Genomic DNA, 17,219 nt, shown 5'->3' on the forward strand with positions numbered 1-17,219 from the left:
TGACTTATCGTAGCTGCCTTGTCTCCTTTATCCGTGCCTAATTCAGCCTTTAAACTCCCACCGATGGCCACTATCACTAGCAAAAACGGTCTTCTCCTTGCCGGATATTATGCGCCGCCGACGATCTGTGATATAATTTCCGGAAAATAACTTATCCTACACACGGGGACGACATGATGCGTAATGCCAGAGTGACTTTCTTCGTCGTTGTTTCTGTTCTTCTTTGTACAGGCATCGCCGTTGCCGGCATAGCCCAAAACTCTGTTTCCCTTTCCAGGCTTCCCCTCTCTTTTATTGAAAATGATGGACAAAAGGATCCGGCCATCCTCTTTTATGAACAGGGTGGCGGCCATGCCACGGCATTTACCCGCACGGGCGTCTCCTTATGGCTGGGGAAACCAGGGAAGACGGGGCCCCACGATCTCGTCACCCTTACGCCCCTCGATGCCTCCTCCTTTACCGTCGAAGCCCTCGATAAGAGGGAAGGCAAGGTCAATTACCTTATCGGCTCGGACCCGCAGAACTGGAAGACCGACGTGCCCACTTATGGCGCGGTCCTCTACAAGGGCGTCTATCCCGGCATCGATATCAAGTTTTACGGCTCCAATTCGGAGCTTGAATATGACATCATCGTCGCTCCCCATGGCGACCCTTCTCAGGTGCGTCTCTCCTATAAAGGGATTGAGAAGCTTTCCCTCACCTCCGGGGGCGAGCTCGAGATCCGCCTGAAAGGGGGTTCCATTTTTCAGAGGAAGCCTGTAGCCTACCAGATTGCAGCGGGGAAAAAGACCGAGGTGCCGGGCAAGTTCGTGCTCCTCGATGGCGCCACTTACGGGTTCGAGATCGGCGCCTATGATAAGGAGCGGCCCCTGGTGATCGATCCTGCCCTCGTCTACTCCACCTACCTGGGAGGGAGCAGCAACGACACGGCCTACGCCATCGCCGTCGATTCTGCAGGGAATGTCTATGTGGCCGGCTCCACGCTTTCTATAAATTTTCCTACCGTCAGCGCATTCCAGTCGAGCTTCGGCGGCGGCATCACCGCGGGCGATGCCTTTGTGAGCAAGATCAATCCCGCCGGCACCGCCCTCATTTACTCCACTTACCTGGGAGGTTCCTCGGATGATTTCGCCTTCGCCATCGCCATTGATCCCTCGGGCAACGCCTATGTGGCGGGGCAGACCCTTTCCACCAACTTCCCTATCAGGAACCCTCTCCAAACGTTGAACGCCGGGGGCACCGACGCTTTTATCGCCAAGATAGCTCCCCAGGGCAATGCCCTCGTCTTTTCGACCTACCTGGGGGGGATTTTGAATGACGCCGCCCTTGCCATCGATCTCGACTCATCGAATAATATTTACGTGGCCGGCCAGACCCTTTCCAGTAACTTTCCCACCAGCAGCAACGCCTTTCAGTCGGCAAACGCCGGGGGCAACGACGCGTTTATCGCCAAACTCAACTTCACAGGCAGCGTCCTTTCCCTTGTCTATTCGACCTACCTGGGAGGGAGCAACGGCGACATCGCCAATGCCATTGCCCTCGACTCCTTGAATAATCTCTACGTGGCGGGAGAGACCTTTTCCCTCAACTTTCCTACGGTAAACCCTTTCCAGGCGGCAAACGGCGGGTTAACCGACGGCTTTATCGCCAAGATCGGCCCCACGGGCGCCACCCTCCTCTACTCAACCTATTTGGGGGGCATTTCGAATGATTTCGCCAACTCCATCGCCCTTGACTCCTCAAACAATATATATGTCGCAGGAGAGACTTTCTCCACCAATTTTCCGACCCTGAATCCATTCCAGCCGGCAATCGCCGGGGGCTCCGACGCCTTTATCGCCAAGCTCGATCCCACGGGCGCCGCTCTCGTCTATTCCACGTATTTGGGGGGAAGCAGCAACGACCTGGCCCAGGCCATAGCCCTCGATTCATCGGGTAATGTGCTCGTGGCGGGTGGGACGTTCTCCACGAACTTTCCCATTGTGAATCCATTCCAGGCAACAATCCACGGGGGCTCCGACGCCTTCCTCTCCAAGTTGGGCTCTTCGGGCGCTACCCTCGTCTATTCCACCCACTTCGGGGGGAGCAATAACGACATGGCCAACGCCCTCGCCCTCGATTCCTCGGGGAATGCCTATGTGGCGGGTCAGACCTTTTCCATAGACTTTCCCACTTTGAAACCATTTCGGGCGTCAAACGCCGGGGGCTCCGACGCCTTCCTTCTGAAGTTCAGCGGTTTCCTGGGCGGCTTTACCCTCTCCGTCACAAAACAGGCTATTGGCAAGGGCACGGGTTCCGTGACAAGCGTTCCTTCAGGCATTAACTGCGGGCCTACCTGCTCCGCCAATTTCGTTCAGGGCACCTCGGTGACCCTCACGGCAACTCCCGCCGCAGGCTCGACTTTTACCGGCTGGAACGGGGCCTGCACGGGGATCGGCACGTGCACGGTTTCCATGACTGCCGCGCAAAGCGTAGTCGCCATGTTTACCATTATCCCCGAGACTTTGACCGTAACCAATAGCGACCCCGCGAGCGGGACGGTCACCGCAAAAGGGCTGACCTGTGTGGGCCCTACCTGTACCGGGATTTATAATTACGGCACCGCCGTCACTCTCACCGCCACGCCGAATACAGGCAGCACCTTTACCGGCTGGACCGGGTGCGACAAAGTTGTCGGCGTCACCTGCCAGCTCACCATGAAAGCGGATAGGGCCGTGGATGCCACCTTTGTCAATACCAATCTGTGTGCCTATGCCCTTCTCCCCGTGAGCAAGACTTTCCCCTTCAATGCGGCGGGTGTGGGTGTCCGCGTCACCGCCGCCGGGGCCCCGGGCTGCAGCACGCCTGAGATTACCGCCTCCGATCCATGGATCACCACGAGGCTCGTGTCATTCAAGAATAACAAGGGTACAGTGAGAATCACGGTGCCGAAGAACACGGTAATAACCACCAGAAACGGGACGGTGACCATAGGGGGGACTTCCTTCCCCGTCACCCAGGCAGGGACTCCCTGCACCATCGCCATATTCCCGGCAGGCAGGCCCGCCACCTCGGCGGCCCAGTCCGACTCATTCTCCGTGAACACTCTTCCGGGCTGTGAATGGACCGGAGTGGTAAGCTTGGGCGGCGAATGGCTCAGCATCGTTTCGGGGAGCGCCGGCAATACCGGCCCGGTCACGTATCAGGTCCAGGAGAATATCACACACCGGCAGAGGGTCGGGAAGATTACCGTGTCTCTCGATGCGACACCCGCAAAGAAGAGGGTCTTTACGGTCACCCAGAGAAGATAGATCCTCTCCATACGAATCATGTGCCCCACCTGCGGCAGATGGTTCATGCGGCGTCGGTCTCAGGCCTTTTCCGGTTTCCCCAGTTGACGCACAGGGCGTAATTCATGCATCTTTCGAACACGGGATAGGTGAATTCGGGGGGGACGAGCCCCGGCGTCGCCGCGGCCGTGTTATTCCTCTCAAAGGTCCTCGTATCGGAGAGATAAGGGCGGTAAGGTTCGACGAACCTGTTGAAAAGCGCCTCAGCCGGGTTCTGAAAAGGACCGTAAGGCGGTGTTCCATACTCGATTCCGATCCCCTTCATCTTGAGGAAGAGCTCGCAATAGGATGCCAGGCCCTCCGTGGTCTTCGGCGCATCGCTGGTAACGTGGTAGACGGCGCCGCTGTCCGGATGATCGAGTATGGACAAGGCAACAGAGACGAAATAGTCGATGGGGATGAGGTTGACGTAACCGGGGCCTTCGAGAAATATGCGGAGCGGCACGTGGAGAATCCCGTGTTCATCGAGATGGATGCCGCTTTCACGGGCCTTCTTCCCTCCGTACTCCCGGATCTCCCTCAGGTAGATCTCCCTGATGTAATAGAGGGATTTCACATTGTAGTAGAGGGCATTGAAGCGGTTGGCCCGGCCGCTTCGCGAATCGCCGTAGACGATGGACGGGCGGATAATGGTGAAGGGGATGGCGAGCTCCCCCAATTGTCGGGCCACCTTCTCTTCGGCCATGGCCTTCGTCTCTTCATAGACGTTCGCGAAATCGGTCCGCGCAACGAGCGCTTCAGGGCAATCTGCAGTGCAGGCCCCGTTCACATACGCGGTGGAGACATAATGGAAGTATGCCGAGCCCGAGTCCCGTGCAAGGCCGATCATGGCGTCGAGGCCGCGGACATTTGCCTCATATGATTCCTTGCGGCGGCTTTCAGAAAATCGGGTGTCGGAGGCGCAGTGAATGATCCGCTCGATTCCGGTGCACAGCCGACGATACTCGGGCGCGGGAAGGCCGAGGAGGGGCTTCGGAAGGTCCACTTCCAGGGTGCGAATCTGACCATCGCGATCGTGAAGGCCGAACCAGGCGAGGATATTGCCGATCCTGTCGATAAGCCTTCCCTCCTCCGACGGCCGCCCGAGAATGATGAGCCTCTCGCCCCTTTCAAGCAACGCAGCCATTAAATGACTGCCAAGAAACCCCGTGGCCCCGGTCAGCGCGACAGTCCCGCTCATGTGAGGCCTTATGCTCCCGGGAAACGGAATGGGTCCGTCCCTGCGTAAAGGAAGTTCTCCATCCTGCAATACCCCTGATACAACAGGTATCTGATCCACCTTATCGTGCCGGTCCGGGCGGAGTAGTCTTCGAGCACGGCCCCCACCTCGGGGGCCGCCTTCTGCGCCCGCGCCCGTTCTCCCTCATCGTTCTGGTCGACGAAATAATCGTATTCGAAGATACACCTTTTGCCGCTGTCGACGGGCGTGATAAAGCCAAAGGCGTTCTTGATGCCGTAGCGGTCGGCGATCTCTTTGAAATGGCCTGCCATCTCGTCGATCAGATCATAGTCGAGGGGCAGGTAGAAGAGGATGGGAAAGAAATGTTTCTCCCGGCCGACCCGGGAGCTCACGATCCTGAACATATTGAGGCTTACCAAATTTGTCATCTCGGGACGGGCATAAAGCTCCTCATAGAAGGGCCTGAGATCGGGATCGAGGTCCCGGGCGAGCTGCGCGGCCGAAGGGGTGAGGGCTGCCTCCGCCAGGTCGGCGAATCCTTCGATCCTGAGGTACGAGAAGGGCTCATCTTCGGAAAGCTCCGCAACGAGGTCCAGCCATTGGGCGGACTTAAGGGAGGGCAGGCCGAGGCTCAGGATCGTGAAGAGGCGCTGGTCGATAAGGGGATAGCCCATGTCGCGGATGTTCCGCAGGGCGTAGGCGTCGCCGATCACCAGGACCAGGTGGGTAATGCCCAGGGTGCCTCCGAAGACCTCTTTGATCTCGGCGGCCATTGGCTGGGTAGGGGCCATGAATAAGGAAACATACTCGAGACCGAGTATCCCGATGGCAAGGCCGATGCGGTGGACCGCGCATTCCTTTGTAAAGGCGACCGCCCTTTCGAGGGACTCGAAGGGCACGAGGACCCCGGCCTCATCGTCGGTCATGGGATGGAGCTTCACCACGGCCCCCGTGCAGACTCCCTGGCTCTCCATATCCGCCATGGTGAAGGCGAACAGATTGGGGGCGTTTTTGTCGTTGAGTGAGTATTGGGTCCCCTCCCTGGAGACGAACCCGGCATCGATCACGCTGCTCGCGCACGTCCCGCAGTATGCACTGAAGAGCGACAGAATTCCCGAGGTCATGATGCTCGCGCAGACCGCGGCGGCCGGCTCCGCCACATTCACCCGGAATCCCCGTTTCACGGCCTCTTGCTGAAGCTCGAAAGCCGTGACCCCGGGACCGACGAAGACAGACCAGTTCTTCTCATCGAAGGCGATTGTCTTCATCCGGTTGAGATCGATGACCACGCCTTCGGTAAGGGCGAAACCCAGGATATTGGTGCCGTTCCCCCTTACGACCCATGGGGTCCCGTGGGCGCTGAAGAGTTTCATCAGGGCCGATACTTCGTCCGCCGTCTCAGGCATGACCACATAGGCGGGCAACTTGGGGAAGGCAAGGGGGCAGGGATCGGAGGAGTAGGCGATTGCGATACCCGGATCGGCCGTTGCCCAATCACCACCGACAATACTCCTCATCTCTGAAAGCAGCGGATCTTCCCGTGGCCTTTCAATCACTCCTCCTGCCGCGATATGGGCGTCGATGAAGGATTTGAGGGCCTTCATGACCTTCGTGGGCCGAAGGCCGGTGACGTAGTAGCACTGATAGTCACACTTGCCGCAGAGGTTGCAGGTCTTCGCGATCTCGATGCATTGCTCCGTAACGGGGATCTTCTTTGCCGCCAGCGCCGCGTAGAGCGCCATCCTGCCCTGGGGAAAGAAGCCCGCGTAGTGCCTCACGAGGCCCGAGGCGCACACCCCGCTGCCCAGGAAATCAATCTTGCACATGGCATAGTGCCTGCAATTGCGGGCCGTCTCTAATGGATCATCATTGGAAATCCCCCTCCCGACTCCCTCTTTTTTGTCCAAGTTTTTGCCCCCTCTCCCGCGTGTCAACGCTTCGACCGTGCTATTTCTTTATCCCATAGCCCATATACATGATCTTCATGCTGTCGCTCTCGACCAAAGACAACCGGGCGCCCAGGTCTCTATAGGACAATTGGCCCTTCACCCTCTTTCGAAGGGTACGGAGCAAACTGGGGATCGATTGACCCGGCACTATTCCCCGATGTTCCTTCCATTCAATTCTATGTTCGGCGAGAAGAAGTTTCAATTCCTCAGGCCTTACGAACATCGTCCACACATGGAGACGGTCGGGCATAAAGGACCATCGCTTCCATTCCTGGGATATCTTGATGGCAACCAGTTTCGAGAAGAGGGTGCGGTTCAAGGTGTCATAGAAGAAGACGCCTCCGGGCCGGAGCACGCGGCTAATCTCTGAAATTACCCGCCCGACGCTCGCCACGTGTTCCAATACATCGCAGCAAAAGACCACGTCGAAGGCATTATCCCGGCAGGGGAGAGACTCGGCCCTTCCCCCCGCGTACCCTATATCCATCCCTTCTGCCCGGGAATGATTCAATGCCACCCGCAAAGAAGGCACTGATAAATCGATCCCCACGGAGGAAAAGCCCATGCGCCCTATCTCTTCACACAGCACGCCGCCGCCGCAGCCCACTTCGAGGGCCAATTTTCCTGCAGGATTTACCCCCAGCTCCAGCAGTTTTCTCTTCCCATACCCCACCCTGACCGGGTTCACGCACGTCTTCATCAGGTAAAGCGCCGAACCGGGCTCCCACCACTGTTCGCTCTCCGTGTTGTAGAAGGCATTATCAATAAGGTGTAAGGCGGGCTGTGTTGTCTTCTCCATGGGCTCCCGTTTTTGCACGACCCTGTCTTTGCGCTCTCAACTATCTGCCGACCATACCAAATATACGGCCCCACGCCGACTCTTGCAACGGAGGCCAGGGAGCACGACTCTATGACGCGAGTACCCGCATGATATGGTCTCTGTTATTCATGACCTTATCGTAGCCCATCTGTATGGTGCTGAGGATTTTTCCCCTGTCGCGGGTGATCCGTCCCTGAGGAGGCCAGGTTTCGGGCCTTATGACCGCGATGTTCTCGGGAGTATCGTGCTCGAGTTGTTCGAGCAGGTCAAGGGACCTGTCGAAATAGCGAATCAATCGGGAAGCGGAAAAATAGTTTTCCCATACTTCCCTGCCTTCGCTGCATTGCCCGGCAAGGAAATAGCCGAGGGTAGGAACGCTTGAGGAGATTGCGAGCGGCTTGTATCCCTAATCTTGACGTTCTTCCCGAGGGTGTTTATAGTTCGAATTGTCGGAAAGAAACGGGAATGTTGATATAACTCGAAGGAGGAGTGATGAAAAGAATATTATTCCTGGCCGCCGCGATAATCGTCACATGTGCATCCCTATCGGGGTGTTTCAGCTACACGAGTAAAGAAAGCAAGGAAACGACAATCGAGAGATACGATACCGACGATCGCCGTCCCGCAGATGAAAAGCCGTAGTCAAAGAACTATATGAATCTCCTTCGATCTGTCGTGGTAATTATGATTTCATGCTTCTATGCCTTTCTTTGGTGATGTCCCATCACCCGAAGATACCTCTTCAGGCCTTTCTTTTAGTCGATTTTGGTTTCTTGTGGGAAGTCCGTTTTCCCTGACTATTTTTGGAACCTTCCTTGGCCGTTGTCCAACTCTGCGCGTAGGCGGTGTCGGGGGTCCGGTCTATTGCGGGGGCATTTAAGGGAAATAGGGATGCGGTGAAGAGGATAATGCCTGGTATGACACTACATTTTTTTAACATAGGATTCCTCCGGCTTATTGATTGTCGAATTATATCGGAATCTTTCTTGTTTCTTATGAAAATTGAATCATGCAGCTTTGTCCTCGACTCTCTCCGGTTTACCGGGGAAGAACTTCAGGGCAGACAATGTTTTCTCTTCATCCAGGCCCAGTTCCCTTATCTCCTGAGAAAGCACGCGCAGCAGCTTGTCGCTCTCGTAGAATTTAGGAATGTTGCTATCGGGGTCGAAAATGAGAGGTGAATCGTTCCCCGGTTCTTTTCCGAATTTTGCCTTAAAAGCGGTCCACTGTGTTTTCAGGACGTAAATTGTGCATGGAGTGCTCTGTCCCAGCGTTCTTTCCGTAAAGTTGCCGAATGTTGATTCCCTTTTGAGCTTCAAACCGTCTTCCTGCGCACGCAATAGATCTTTTATCTTCATGAGATACTTCTCCTTTTGCCAATAATTTAAATAGAGTGAGAAAATTGCTTTGTCGGTAGAGTTATTATCGGGCTTTTAATGTTTTGTAAAGCAGGAATATATGATACCACAATACGAAAAATTTAGCACTCCTGCATCGCCAAGGTCATTTCTCCCTCTTCTTTGGTTCTTTTCATATATGGTTGGAAGCGCAATATGCATTCATGAACCGCTCGACAGAGGAACAGCCCATGCAAGAGATAACAGCGAAAGGACAAGCAGAAGGGATAACCGATGTGTCTTGAGACCTCCATGTGCGGGCCGGACCGATTCTTTATCTCCGTCGGTTCTCCCCGCCGGTTTCGATCAATCTTGGTTCAGCCCTTCCGGGAGGTGCTATTTTTCGCCTTCTTCGAGTAGCCGGTATCGGCCGATCGTGACGGTCGAGAGATGAAAGATCGGCCTGTCCACGCGTTTTATGATCAGCGGACAATGTCTCATGCCGCCCGGGACAAAAATCAGACAGCTTCTCGTAATTGTATGTTGTTCATCTTCCAGCCGGAGCTCCAGCTCGGCGCCCAGATCATAGGGGTCGTCCGGATTGCTGCCGAAGAACCCGAGGATCTCATCGGCATCATGAGCGTGGCTGTCTTTCATCCACGCCGGCGGCGGTACGGGCGGTCTCAAATACCACGCGCAATTCATCTGGGACGCCCCGTCGACCACGTTATTATCCATCCACAGTATCCGTTTCGCCCATTTCGCGTATTCGGCTTCGAATTCCGGGGGGTTCGGAGACTTAAGGTCCGTCACAATGTACTTGCCATACTTCGATTCCGTCATGGGTCCTCCTTCCCCGGCAGGGTGTTGAGAGGAACTCGTGAAGATACTCGATCTCTTCGTTCCTACACGGGCACTCTTTGATCCGAAGATAATAGTATAGCTTTTCAGAGAGATAGATCAATTCAGATTTTTCGTGAAGTCACAGGCCCATGGCACACATGGAGGCACTTCTTCGCAATGGGGCATAACCGGTCAACCGCAGGAGGCGCCGGAGGGGATCTTGACTAAGGACCGAGCGGGATATATTAGGATTGCATAACGAGAAGAACGCGAAGGGGAGTCGGTTTTCAATGGCATTCCGGGATCGTCGCGTGATTCACCCGAGCTTACAGGGCACGACACGGACATGTACAAAAAAATAAGCGATTACGGGATCATAGGCAACCTCCGCGCCGTGGCGCTCATCGGGCCGGAGGGCTCCATCGACTGGCTTTGCCTCCCTTATCTTGATTCGCCGAGTGTCTTTGCCGCGCTTCTTGACCATGAAAAAGGCGGAAGATTTGCGCTCACGCCTGTGGGGGCCTGGGATTCCGCATCCGAATACCTGCCCGAAACAAACATCCTCAAAACCAGGTTCAGGACCACCACGGGCGAGATGGAGCTGGTCGACTTTATGCCTATCCAAAGTAATTCTGGAAATGGGGAAGAAGCGGGCGACCACGAGCTTTGCCGCAGGCTGACGGTCACTGCCGGCACAGTGGAGGTGGGCATGGTCTTCGAGCCCCGGTTTGACTACGCCCGATCGGCCACCACGGTCGAGCGCAACGGGAGAATGCTGGTAGCTCGAGGGGGTGGTGAGACCATGACCCTTGCCGTCTCCGAGGATATCCCCGGGGGCGACGACAGCCACACTGCCCGATGGGCCCTTGAAGCCGGGCATGTCCTGTGGTTCAGGCTGAAATACAATACAGAGGGGGCCTTCATCTGCCACGATGAGACGATGGGGGAGGTCCTGAGAGCCACTGAGGAATTCTGGCGCGGGTGGCTAAGATCGCGGGAGACCGGACAGGCCGTGCGCCTGGGCCACTATCAGGCCATGGTGGACCGTTCGGCCCTTGTCCTCAAGCTGCTTCAGTTTGAAGAGACAGGCACGATCGCGGCGGCCGCGACCACAAGCCTCCCGGAGGAAGTGGGGGGTATTCGGAACTGGGACTACCGGTATACCTGGGTGCGCGATACGACCTTCACCCTGGAGGCCCTCTTCAGCCTCGGTCATCTTTCGGAGACCGAAGGCTACCTCCGGTGGGTGGAAAAGCTCCTCATTGGGCGCGGAGCGGAAGGGATGCAGACAATGTATGGCTTAAGAGGCGAAGAGAAGCTCGTCGAATATGAGCTCCCCCATCTCGAAGGCTACAAGGCCTCCCGTCCCGTGCGGGTCGGAAATGCCGCGGCAAAGCAAAAGCAGCTCGATATATACGGAGAGATCATGGACGCAGCCCTCAAGCTCTCCGGCTACGTGGGGAAAATCGACTTCAGGATGTGGCCTGTGCTCGGAGAAATATGCGACTACGTAGTCTGCCACTGGCATGAGCCGGACAGCGGGATCTGGGAAGTGCGGGCAGAGCCCCGCCACTTCGTCTACTCCAAGGTCCTCTGCTGGGTTGCCCTCGATCGGGGCATTACCATTGCCCGGCGGTATGGTTTCCCGGCGGATCTGAAAACCTGGGAAAAGACGCGGACAGCCATCAAGGAGGATGTCCTGGCAAAAGGATGGAGCAGGGAAAAGAATTCCTTCGTCCAGCATTATGATACGGTCGCCCTCGACGCGAGCAGTCTTCTTATTCCTGTCTTTGGATTCCTGTCCTTCGACGATCATCGGGTCATTTCCACTGTGGAGGCCATTGAAAGGGAATTGGGCCACGATGAATTCCTTTACCGCTACCTGACCGAGGACGGGCTGCCCGGCCGGGAGGGCACGTTCATGCTCTGTTCTTTCTGGCTCGTGGACTGCCTGATCGGCCTGGGCCGGCTTGACGATGCGGAATTCCTCCTGCGCAGGCTTGAATACACGGCAAACCACCTCGGTCTCTTTTCCGAGATGTATGACGTCCGGTGGCAAGAGGCCCTCGGAAACTTTCCCCAGGCATTCACCCATATCGGCTATATTAACAGCGTAATGAGGCTCATTGAAGCGAGGGGCGAGGCCGGAAAAGGAGAGCAGGAGCCGGAAAGGCTTTCCTTCATCGAGCGAATGGGCTTCTCCGGAATCATATTGAACGATGGCCCACCGGGGGGAACCCTTCCCTCGCGGGAGATCGCATCCCGTCTCAAAAATACCATGAACATCTTAAGAGGCGCCTTCTTTGATACGGCGCTGAGCAGGGTCGCCTACGAGAGGATGAAAACGTCCGAGGTGTACAAGGAATACCTGGAGTTGAGCTATGGCTTGAAGGAGATGGACCTTCATGACCTGAAGACGAGGAATGAGAAACTTGCGTTCTGGATAAACCTGTATAACGTCATTGTAATCCACGCCGTCGTAGAACTGGGCATCCGCGACTCGGTGAGGGAGGTGCGGAACTTTTTCGGGCGTGTCTGTTTCCGGATAGATGGGGAACTCTTCACCCCCTATGACATCGAACACGGCATTCTTCGCGCCAATCGCCGGCCCCCTTTCGCGCTCTCCCAGGTCTTCGGCAAAGACGATCCGCGCCGGGCTCACACGATCGAGCCGCTTGAGCCGAGGGTGCACTTCGTCCTGGTCTGCGCCTCCTCATCATGCCCTCCCATCGATGTCTACACCGCAGAGGACCTGGAAGAAGAGCTGGATATCTCCGGCCGGACCTTCCTTAACGCGGGTGGAATAGTGATCGACCGTGAACGCAATCGAGTGGTCCTGTCGCGTATCTTCAGGTGGTATGCACACGACTTCGGGAGAAGCCCGGCAGAGAGGCTCAGGTTTATCGCGGGTTATTTGTATGATAAGGACGATAGGAAGTTTATCGAAAAGAACGCTGAAGCTCTCAGGATCGATTATCAGAAATACGATTGGAGGCTCAACAGATATTGAGATTTGTCCGCGCACAGTCGCAGGGGAGCATGGAGTGCAGATTCTAAATAGGCGTCCCCTTTTGCGGGAACCGCAGACTACTTGAGACGGGTAAAGCCAGGAGGGAATCCCCCCACTCCCTTGTGTGTGGGACGTTACTGAAGGCCGGGGCGCTCTCCGCGGAGGCGCCCCGTTTCTTAAGTGCCCTTTGCCGACAACTCACCCATTACTTGGCATATTCGAATTTGGGCATCGCCTTGAGGGCATCCTTGGTCGCGCCGGGAAGGGTAATCTTGCCGTCGGCTATTTTTAACTGATTCATGGGTATGGCCACATCATTTTTGTCCACCCCCAGAAAGCCGCCCGCACTGACGATGGCATAAGAGACCGCGTTGTTCGGAGCAATCAGAAGGTCGTCCACCTTACCGACCTTTTCACCCTGTTCGTTGTATACGTCTTTGCCCAAAATCTGTTTCGACGCGCTCCATCCGTTGACGATCAACTCAAGTTGCGAGGTCGAGACGCCCAGCGGCACCCCTCCTGCAAGGGGTGGCGAAGCCGGGGCCGGCCCCGCGGCCGGCGCGGGTTTCGGGGCCTCCTGCTTCGGTGCTTCCTGGGAACAGCCAAAAGCGAATGCCACAAGGGCTACGCAAAGCACCATTGCCACAAATCCTTCTCTCCTTTTCATCATTTGAGACCTCCTTAATTAGATTGACCGTTTCGATCCGGCCATATGCTTTCGGCGCATTTCTTATTGAATTTAATCATCATAAGGCCTGTCCGGCGGCCCGGCATCGAGAGGGGAAGACCGATAGAACAGGAGCGCGCCTTATCCCGGAAAACAACCATTTCGCCTACATTTAGCAAGATCGGTGGATCGGCTTATTTGAGACTGACCTAAGTCACCCTGACTCTGTTGAGGGAATCGATACGACAAGAAGAACGTCGATCACAGACGATCCTCGACGAAACCTTTTCTCACTCTGTGATGACTGATAGACGAGTAAAAGTAACAAGTGCTCAGAGAAAGAATCCAAACAGGCTCAAGCACCATTTGGCTTAAGGAAGTGCGAACCGTCTATTTTATTGGCAATTTTAATTTAATGCTGCTACTATTGCCTTAACATTATTAAAATACTTTATCTTATTATGGAGAGGACATGATCAGAAGAACAGAGCGGAGCAAAAAGCTTCTCGAAGCATTATGCGGAGCAGTGTCGGGATTGGCCGTCATTGCGTGTATTGCGCTGGCTCCTTTTGCGGTCGGCCCTGCTATTGCGGATGAGACGCATGCATGCACCCCCACTGAAGCCGGGGTCTTTACAAAGGCACATGACGGTAACCGTATTCACGTCAGATGCTCAAGTGCTCCGGCAGCGGCTCCCACAGTATTCTGGTTTGCCTACAGGACAAGTGACTCTGCCAACGCCGACAGGTTCCTCAGTCTGATAAATTTTGCGATACAGAACGGCAAGACCCTGACAATCTGGTATGACCCTATCAGTAAGAGCGGACCGTCTATAGGCTGTCAGGCGGCAGATTGCCGGCTTATCGACGCCATGGCCGCCCACTGATTGTCCTGCGCCAAGACAGACAGGAGAAATAGAACAGTTTCAGGGTTGGAAGGGGGCGGCTGCATTCCTGCGTCCCCCCGACCCTTCCTGTTGCAGGCTGCAACATCCCCACCTTGTATGTATCGGCCATTACATCAAAACAGATTCCGGAGTGACCCATGATCCGAACACGAACGGCGCTGGCTTGCATCTTCTCTATCCTCATTTTTATCCTGGCTGCTCAGGGGGCGCCGGGGGCAGAGGACCGGTTCACACTCAAAGATGCCTGGGAAGTCATCAAGGCAAAGCAATTTGTCGATCTCACTCACGCCTTTGGGCCGGGCATTCCCCGTTGGAAAGGCTTTCCTGATGAGCAAAGAGAGACGCTCTACTGGTATGAACCGGGGGTCGGCAAGCTTGGACAGGGATTCTACGCAGAACGTTACAGCCACGTAGGCCAATGGGGTACCCACGTCGATCCCCCGGCTCATTTTGTAAAGGGGTTGAGAACCGTTGACCAGATAGATGTGAAAGAGATGATCCTCCCCCTCGTGGTCGTCGACGTTCATGAGAAGGTGGCTGCAGACCCTGATTACACCATTAGTATGGATGATATACGAAATTGGGAGAAACGGCACGGACAGATACCCATCGGGTCTTTCGTGGCCATGCGGAGCGACTGGTCCAGGCGCTGGCCGAATATGGCGCGAATGATGAATGCAGATGACTTGGGCATCGCCCATTATCCGGGGTGGAGCCTCGATGTCCTGAAATATCTGTACGAGACGAGGAAGATCACCGCGTCGGGCCACGAGACGACGGATACCGATCCCGGTCGGAGCACGAGCAGGGGCGATTACTCCCTGGAGACATACATACTGAAACAAAACCGCTATCAGATCGAGCTCCTGGCAAATCTGGACGAAGTGCCCGAGGCAGGAGCGCTGATCGTGGTCACCTTTCCGAAGCCGAAAGGGGGCTCGGGCTTTCCGGCGCGGGCGTTTGCCATTCTCCCATAGAAAGGTTGCCGCCTCTTAAATGGGGTTAAGTGGCCACGGGAATTTTCTCTCCCGTAGTCTCTCTGCCCACATCCCCACCTCGCTCTCTTTTGGGTGAATCGGACGAGATTTAGTGGTCACATCAGTTCTTTTGTGAGCCAAAGGCGACGAAGAACAGTCATCGACTTCCTGTCGCGGTGAAGATGGGACCCGGCCATCCCCGTAAAAAACGTTACAGAATAATGGGTGATTCCGCGACAGACACGTAAGGACCTCTATTGTATGCTAAAGAAAGTGATCTCCCTGACGCAGATAGTTCGATCATTGCTTGAGGAGCATGCAGGTAAGATCGTCGTCCCAAGGTTGTAATAGTGTGTTCTTACTTTTCAGACAAAACAGGAGAATTATGAAAAAATTATTATTTGCATTGTTGTTGACAGTTGTTTTCGCAGCGCCCGCATTTTCACAGATGATGGACCCGCCAATGAAGGAACACGGGGGGGGACATGCACGTATGATGAGAATGGGCGATATGGGCGGTATGATGGGCATGTGTATCGAACAGGCAGGCAATATAGGGCTTACCGACGACCAGATCATGAAGATGAAGTCTCTCCATAGGGAAATGCAAAGAAAGCAGGCCCGATTCAAAGCTGACCTGAAAATTGCACAGATCGACCTCATGGAAATCATGGAAAAGAAAGACTTTGACCTGGAGAAGGCCGGCTCTGGGGTGAGAAGGATTACGGAAATAAGAACCGCCTTTCAACTGGCAATGTTGAAAACCGTCAAAGAAATGAGGACCATGTTGACGGAAGAGCAGTTTAAGAGAATGAAGATGATGATGTTCGCTAAGATGGGCGAAAAAAGAGAGTCCGAGAGGATGATGAAGAAATAAATAATGACGGATAGAAGACGGGCGCGACATGAACACGGATTTTTTACCTGTAGCAGTGAGAGACCACCCGTCAAAAAGTTTATAGATGAACCGGGGCCTTTCGTCAATATCGACAATAGGCCCCACTAGGGACTGAAGATAGGAGGCCCAGCTTATCTCCAATCCCCTTTATGAAAACCTGCATAAGCTCGAGCAGCGGTGAATATGGGCATGGGGCGACACGTCAAAAAGAAAATGGGGAACACCCGGCGGACAGCAACGACATTGCAAGAGGAGGCTATTGCGTGAGACGATTAGGGCTTGCCATTATTATCTGCCTTGTCCTGCTGCCGGCAGTCAGCCGGGCGGCCGGTGACGGGTACGGCTATCCGATCCGTGACCCCTACGAGGCTACCATTGTGGGGACCGCGGAGGGCCTGAAGCCCGAGGTCCTGACCGGTATCCGGCTCAAGCAACTCGTGATTGACATCATCCCGGACCTCAAGAAACCGGATGTCTTTTTTTACGACGAGGGGCTACGCTGCACCCTGGCATACCAGGATAAAGGGGCGCCGCTGGTCTTCCTGATCCCCGGAACCGGCGCGAGCAACCGGTCGCCGAGCGTAGTGGCAATAATGAAGGCCCTCTACAAAGCGGGCTTTCATGTCGTTACCCTGCCGTCCCCCGCGCACCCGAACTTTATTATCTCCGCCTCCCGTAGCCATGTCCCGGGCGACCTGGCCGAAGACGCAGCGGACATCTACAACGTAATGGAAACCGTCTGGAACAAGGTGAGGGAGGATATCGAGGTGTCCGACTTCTACCTCGGCGGCTACAGCCTCGGGGCGACCCAGGCTGCCTTCGTGGCCAAGCTGGACGAGGAGCGAAAGAGCTTCAACTTCCGCAAGATCCTTATGGTCAATCCGGCCGTGAGCCTCTATAGCTCTATGACCAGGATCGAGGGATTGCTTGACAAGATTCCAGGGGGACCGAGGAAAATTGGCGTTTTCTTCAACAGGATGTTGGCCAAGTTCACGGAATTTTACCGAAAGGGCGATTTCGTCGGCATCAATGATGAATTCCTCTATGCAGTCTACAGGTCTCACCTTTTTTCCCACAATGAAGATGGAGGGATCATCGGGCTCGCCTTCCGGATCAACCTGGCGGGGATGATCTTCGCCTCGGATGTCATGACCAACGGCGGCTACGTGGTGCCGAAGAACCGGGTGCTGACCTCCACCGACCCCCTTGGCGACTATTTCCTGGTGTGCGTGCACCTCAGCTTTCTCAACTATTTCGACGAATACTTCACGCCATATTTTCAGAAGAAGCGGCCGGGGCTCA

Annotated in this window: 14 protein-coding genes; 7 read left to right on the forward strand and 7 right to left on the reverse strand. The window is 55.3% G+C overall.

The window, feature by feature from the left end:
- Nucleotides 1-173 precede the first annotated feature (173 nt).
- Nucleotides 174-3,290, forward strand: a complete 3,117-nt coding sequence (locus tag VGJ94_06800) for an SBBP repeat-containing protein (GenBank protein ID HEY3276313.1) — start codon at nt 174-176, stop codon at nt 3,288-3,290.
- Nucleotides 3,291-3,333: 43 nt separating this feature from the next.
- Here VGJ94_06800 and VGJ94_06805 read toward each other — a convergent pair whose 3' ends face one another.
- The 4 genes from VGJ94_06805 to VGJ94_06820 form a co-directional block, all read right to left on the reverse strand.
- The gene (locus tag VGJ94_06805) at nt 3,334-4,509 is read right to left on the reverse strand and encodes an SDR family oxidoreductase (GenBank protein ID HEY3276314.1); all 1,176 of its coding nucleotides are present in this window, start codon (nt 4,507-4,509) and stop codon (nt 3,334-3,336) included.
- An 8-nt stretch (nt 4,510-4,517) separates the two neighbouring features.
- Nucleotides 4,518-6,416 (reverse strand): FAD-binding oxidoreductase, encoded by a 1,899-nt coding sequence (locus VGJ94_06810; GenBank protein ID HEY3276315.1) that lies wholly within the window; start codon nt 6,414-6,416, stop codon nt 4,518-4,520.
- Nucleotides 6,417-6,456: 40 nt separating this feature from the next.
- Nucleotides 6,457-7,257 (reverse strand): bifunctional 2-polyprenyl-6-hydroxyphenol methylase/3-demethylubiquinol 3-O-methyltransferase UbiG, encoded by an 801-nt coding sequence (ubiG, locus tag VGJ94_06815; GenBank protein ID HEY3276316.1) that lies wholly within the window; start codon nt 7,255-7,257, stop codon nt 6,457-6,459.
- Nucleotides 7,258-7,366: 109 nt separating this feature from the next.
- Entirely contained in the window at nt 7,367-7,573 is a 207-nt protein-coding gene (locus VGJ94_06820; protein ID HEY3276317.1) for a hypothetical protein, read from the reverse strand.
- A gap of 197 nt (nt 7,574-7,770) precedes the next feature.
- Between VGJ94_06820 and VGJ94_06825 the strand changes: the two genes are divergently transcribed.
- Nucleotides 7,771-7,920: a hypothetical protein gene (locus VGJ94_06825; GenBank protein HEY3276318.1), complete on the forward strand. Its 150-nt coding sequence runs from the start codon at nt 7,771-7,773 to the stop codon at nt 7,918-7,920.
- A gap of 365 nt (nt 7,921-8,285) precedes the next feature.
- On the opposite strand, the gene VGJ94_06830 is transcribed toward VGJ94_06825, so the two are convergent.
- Both VGJ94_06830 and VGJ94_06835 read right to left on the reverse strand, forming a co-directional pair.
- Complete coding sequence (locus VGJ94_06830; protein HEY3276319.1) at nt 8,286-8,636, reverse strand: hypothetical protein; 351 nt, start codon at nt 8,634-8,636, stop codon at nt 8,286-8,288.
- Between the two features lie 375 nt (nt 8,637-9,011).
- The gene (locus tag VGJ94_06835) at nt 9,012-9,458 is read right to left on the reverse strand and encodes a hypothetical protein (protein HEY3276320.1); all 447 of its coding nucleotides are present in this window, start codon (nt 9,456-9,458) and stop codon (nt 9,012-9,014) included.
- Nucleotides 9,459-9,804: 346 nt separating this feature from the next.
- Between VGJ94_06835 and VGJ94_06840 the strand changes: the two genes are divergently transcribed.
- Nucleotides 9,805-12,468 carry a glycoside hydrolase family 15 protein gene (locus tag VGJ94_06840; protein HEY3276321.1) on the forward strand — a complete coding sequence of 888 codons (2,664 nt, stop codon included), beginning with the start codon at nt 9,805-9,807 and terminating at the stop codon, nt 12,466-12,468.
- A gap of 205 nt (nt 12,469-12,673) precedes the next feature.
- Here the strand turns inward: VGJ94_06840 and VGJ94_06845 are convergent, their stop codons facing one another.
- The gene (locus VGJ94_06845; GenBank protein ID HEY3276322.1) at nt 12,674-13,138 is read right to left on the reverse strand and encodes a PRC-barrel domain-containing protein; all 465 of its coding nucleotides are present in this window, start codon (nt 13,136-13,138) and stop codon (nt 12,674-12,676) included.
- Between the two features lie 469 nt (nt 13,139-13,607).
- On the opposite strand from VGJ94_06845, the gene VGJ94_06850 reads away from it, so the two are divergent.
- From VGJ94_06850 to VGJ94_06865, 4 genes are all read left to right on the forward strand, one after another.
- Nucleotides 13,608-14,021, forward strand: a complete 414-nt coding sequence (locus tag VGJ94_06850) for a hypothetical protein (GenBank protein HEY3276323.1) — start codon at nt 13,608-13,610, stop codon at nt 14,019-14,021.
- 158 nt (nt 14,022-14,179) lie between these two features.
- On the forward strand, nt 14,180-15,019 hold the full coding sequence (locus VGJ94_06855; GenBank protein ID HEY3276324.1) for a cyclase family protein: 840 nt from the start codon (nt 14,180-14,182) through the stop codon (nt 15,017-15,019).
- Nucleotides 15,020-15,512: 493 nt separating this feature from the next.
- Nucleotides 15,513-15,896: a hypothetical protein gene (locus VGJ94_06860; protein ID HEY3276325.1), complete on the forward strand. Its 384-nt coding sequence runs from the start codon at nt 15,513-15,515 to the stop codon at nt 15,894-15,896.
- A 284-nt stretch (nt 15,897-16,180) separates the two neighbouring features.
- Nucleotides 16,181-17,219: hypothetical protein (locus tag VGJ94_06865; protein ID HEY3276326.1), on the forward strand; the 1,039-nt coding region annotated here is incomplete at its 3' end.

This window comes from Syntrophorhabdaceae bacterium (assembly GCA_036504895.1).
In the GTDB taxonomy this organism is placed as follows: Bacteria; Desulfobacterota; Syntrophorhabdia; order Syntrophorhabdales; family Syntrophorhabdaceae; genus PNOM01.

Excerpts from the sequence above, each read along its gene's own strand:
- VGJ94_06825 (HEY3276318.1), top strand. The coding sequence starts at position 7,771 with ATGAAAAGAATATTATTCCTGGCCGCCGCGATAATCGTCACATGTGCA.
- VGJ94_06850 (HEY3276323.1), top strand. The coding sequence starts at position 13,608 with ATGATCAGAAGAACAGAGCGGAGCAAAAAGCTTCTCGAAGCATTATGC.
- VGJ94_06845 (HEY3276322.1), bottom strand. The coding sequence starts at position 13,138 with ATGATGAAAAGGAGAGAAGGATTTGTGGCAATGGTGCTTTGCGTAGCC.
- VGJ94_06800 (HEY3276313.1), top strand. The coding sequence starts at position 174 with ATGATGCGTAATGCCAGAGTGACTTTCTTCGTCGTTGTTTCTGTTCTT.
- VGJ94_06805 (HEY3276314.1), bottom strand. The coding sequence starts at position 4,509 with ATGAGCGGGACTGTCGCGCTGACCGGGGCCACGGGGTTTCTTGGCAGT.
- VGJ94_06835 (HEY3276320.1), bottom strand. The coding sequence starts at position 9,458 with ATGACGGAATCGAAGTATGGCAAGTACATTGTGACGGACCTTAAGTCT.
- VGJ94_06830 (HEY3276319.1), bottom strand. The coding sequence starts at position 8,636 with ATGAAGATAAAAGATCTATTGCGTGCGCAGGAAGACGGTTTGAAGCTC.
- VGJ94_06860 (HEY3276325.1), top strand. The coding sequence starts at position 15,513 with ATGATGAGAATGGGCGATATGGGCGGTATGATGGGCATGTGTATCGAA.
- ubiG (HEY3276316.1), bottom strand. The coding sequence starts at position 7,257 with ATGGAGAAGACAACACAGCCCGCCTTACACCTTATTGATAATGCCTTC.
- VGJ94_06840 (HEY3276321.1), top strand. The coding sequence starts at position 9,805 with ATGTACAAAAAAATAAGCGATTACGGGATCATAGGCAACCTCCGCGCC.
- VGJ94_06855 (HEY3276324.1), top strand. The coding sequence starts at position 14,180 with ATGATCCGAACACGAACGGCGCTGGCTTGCATCTTCTCTATCCTCATT.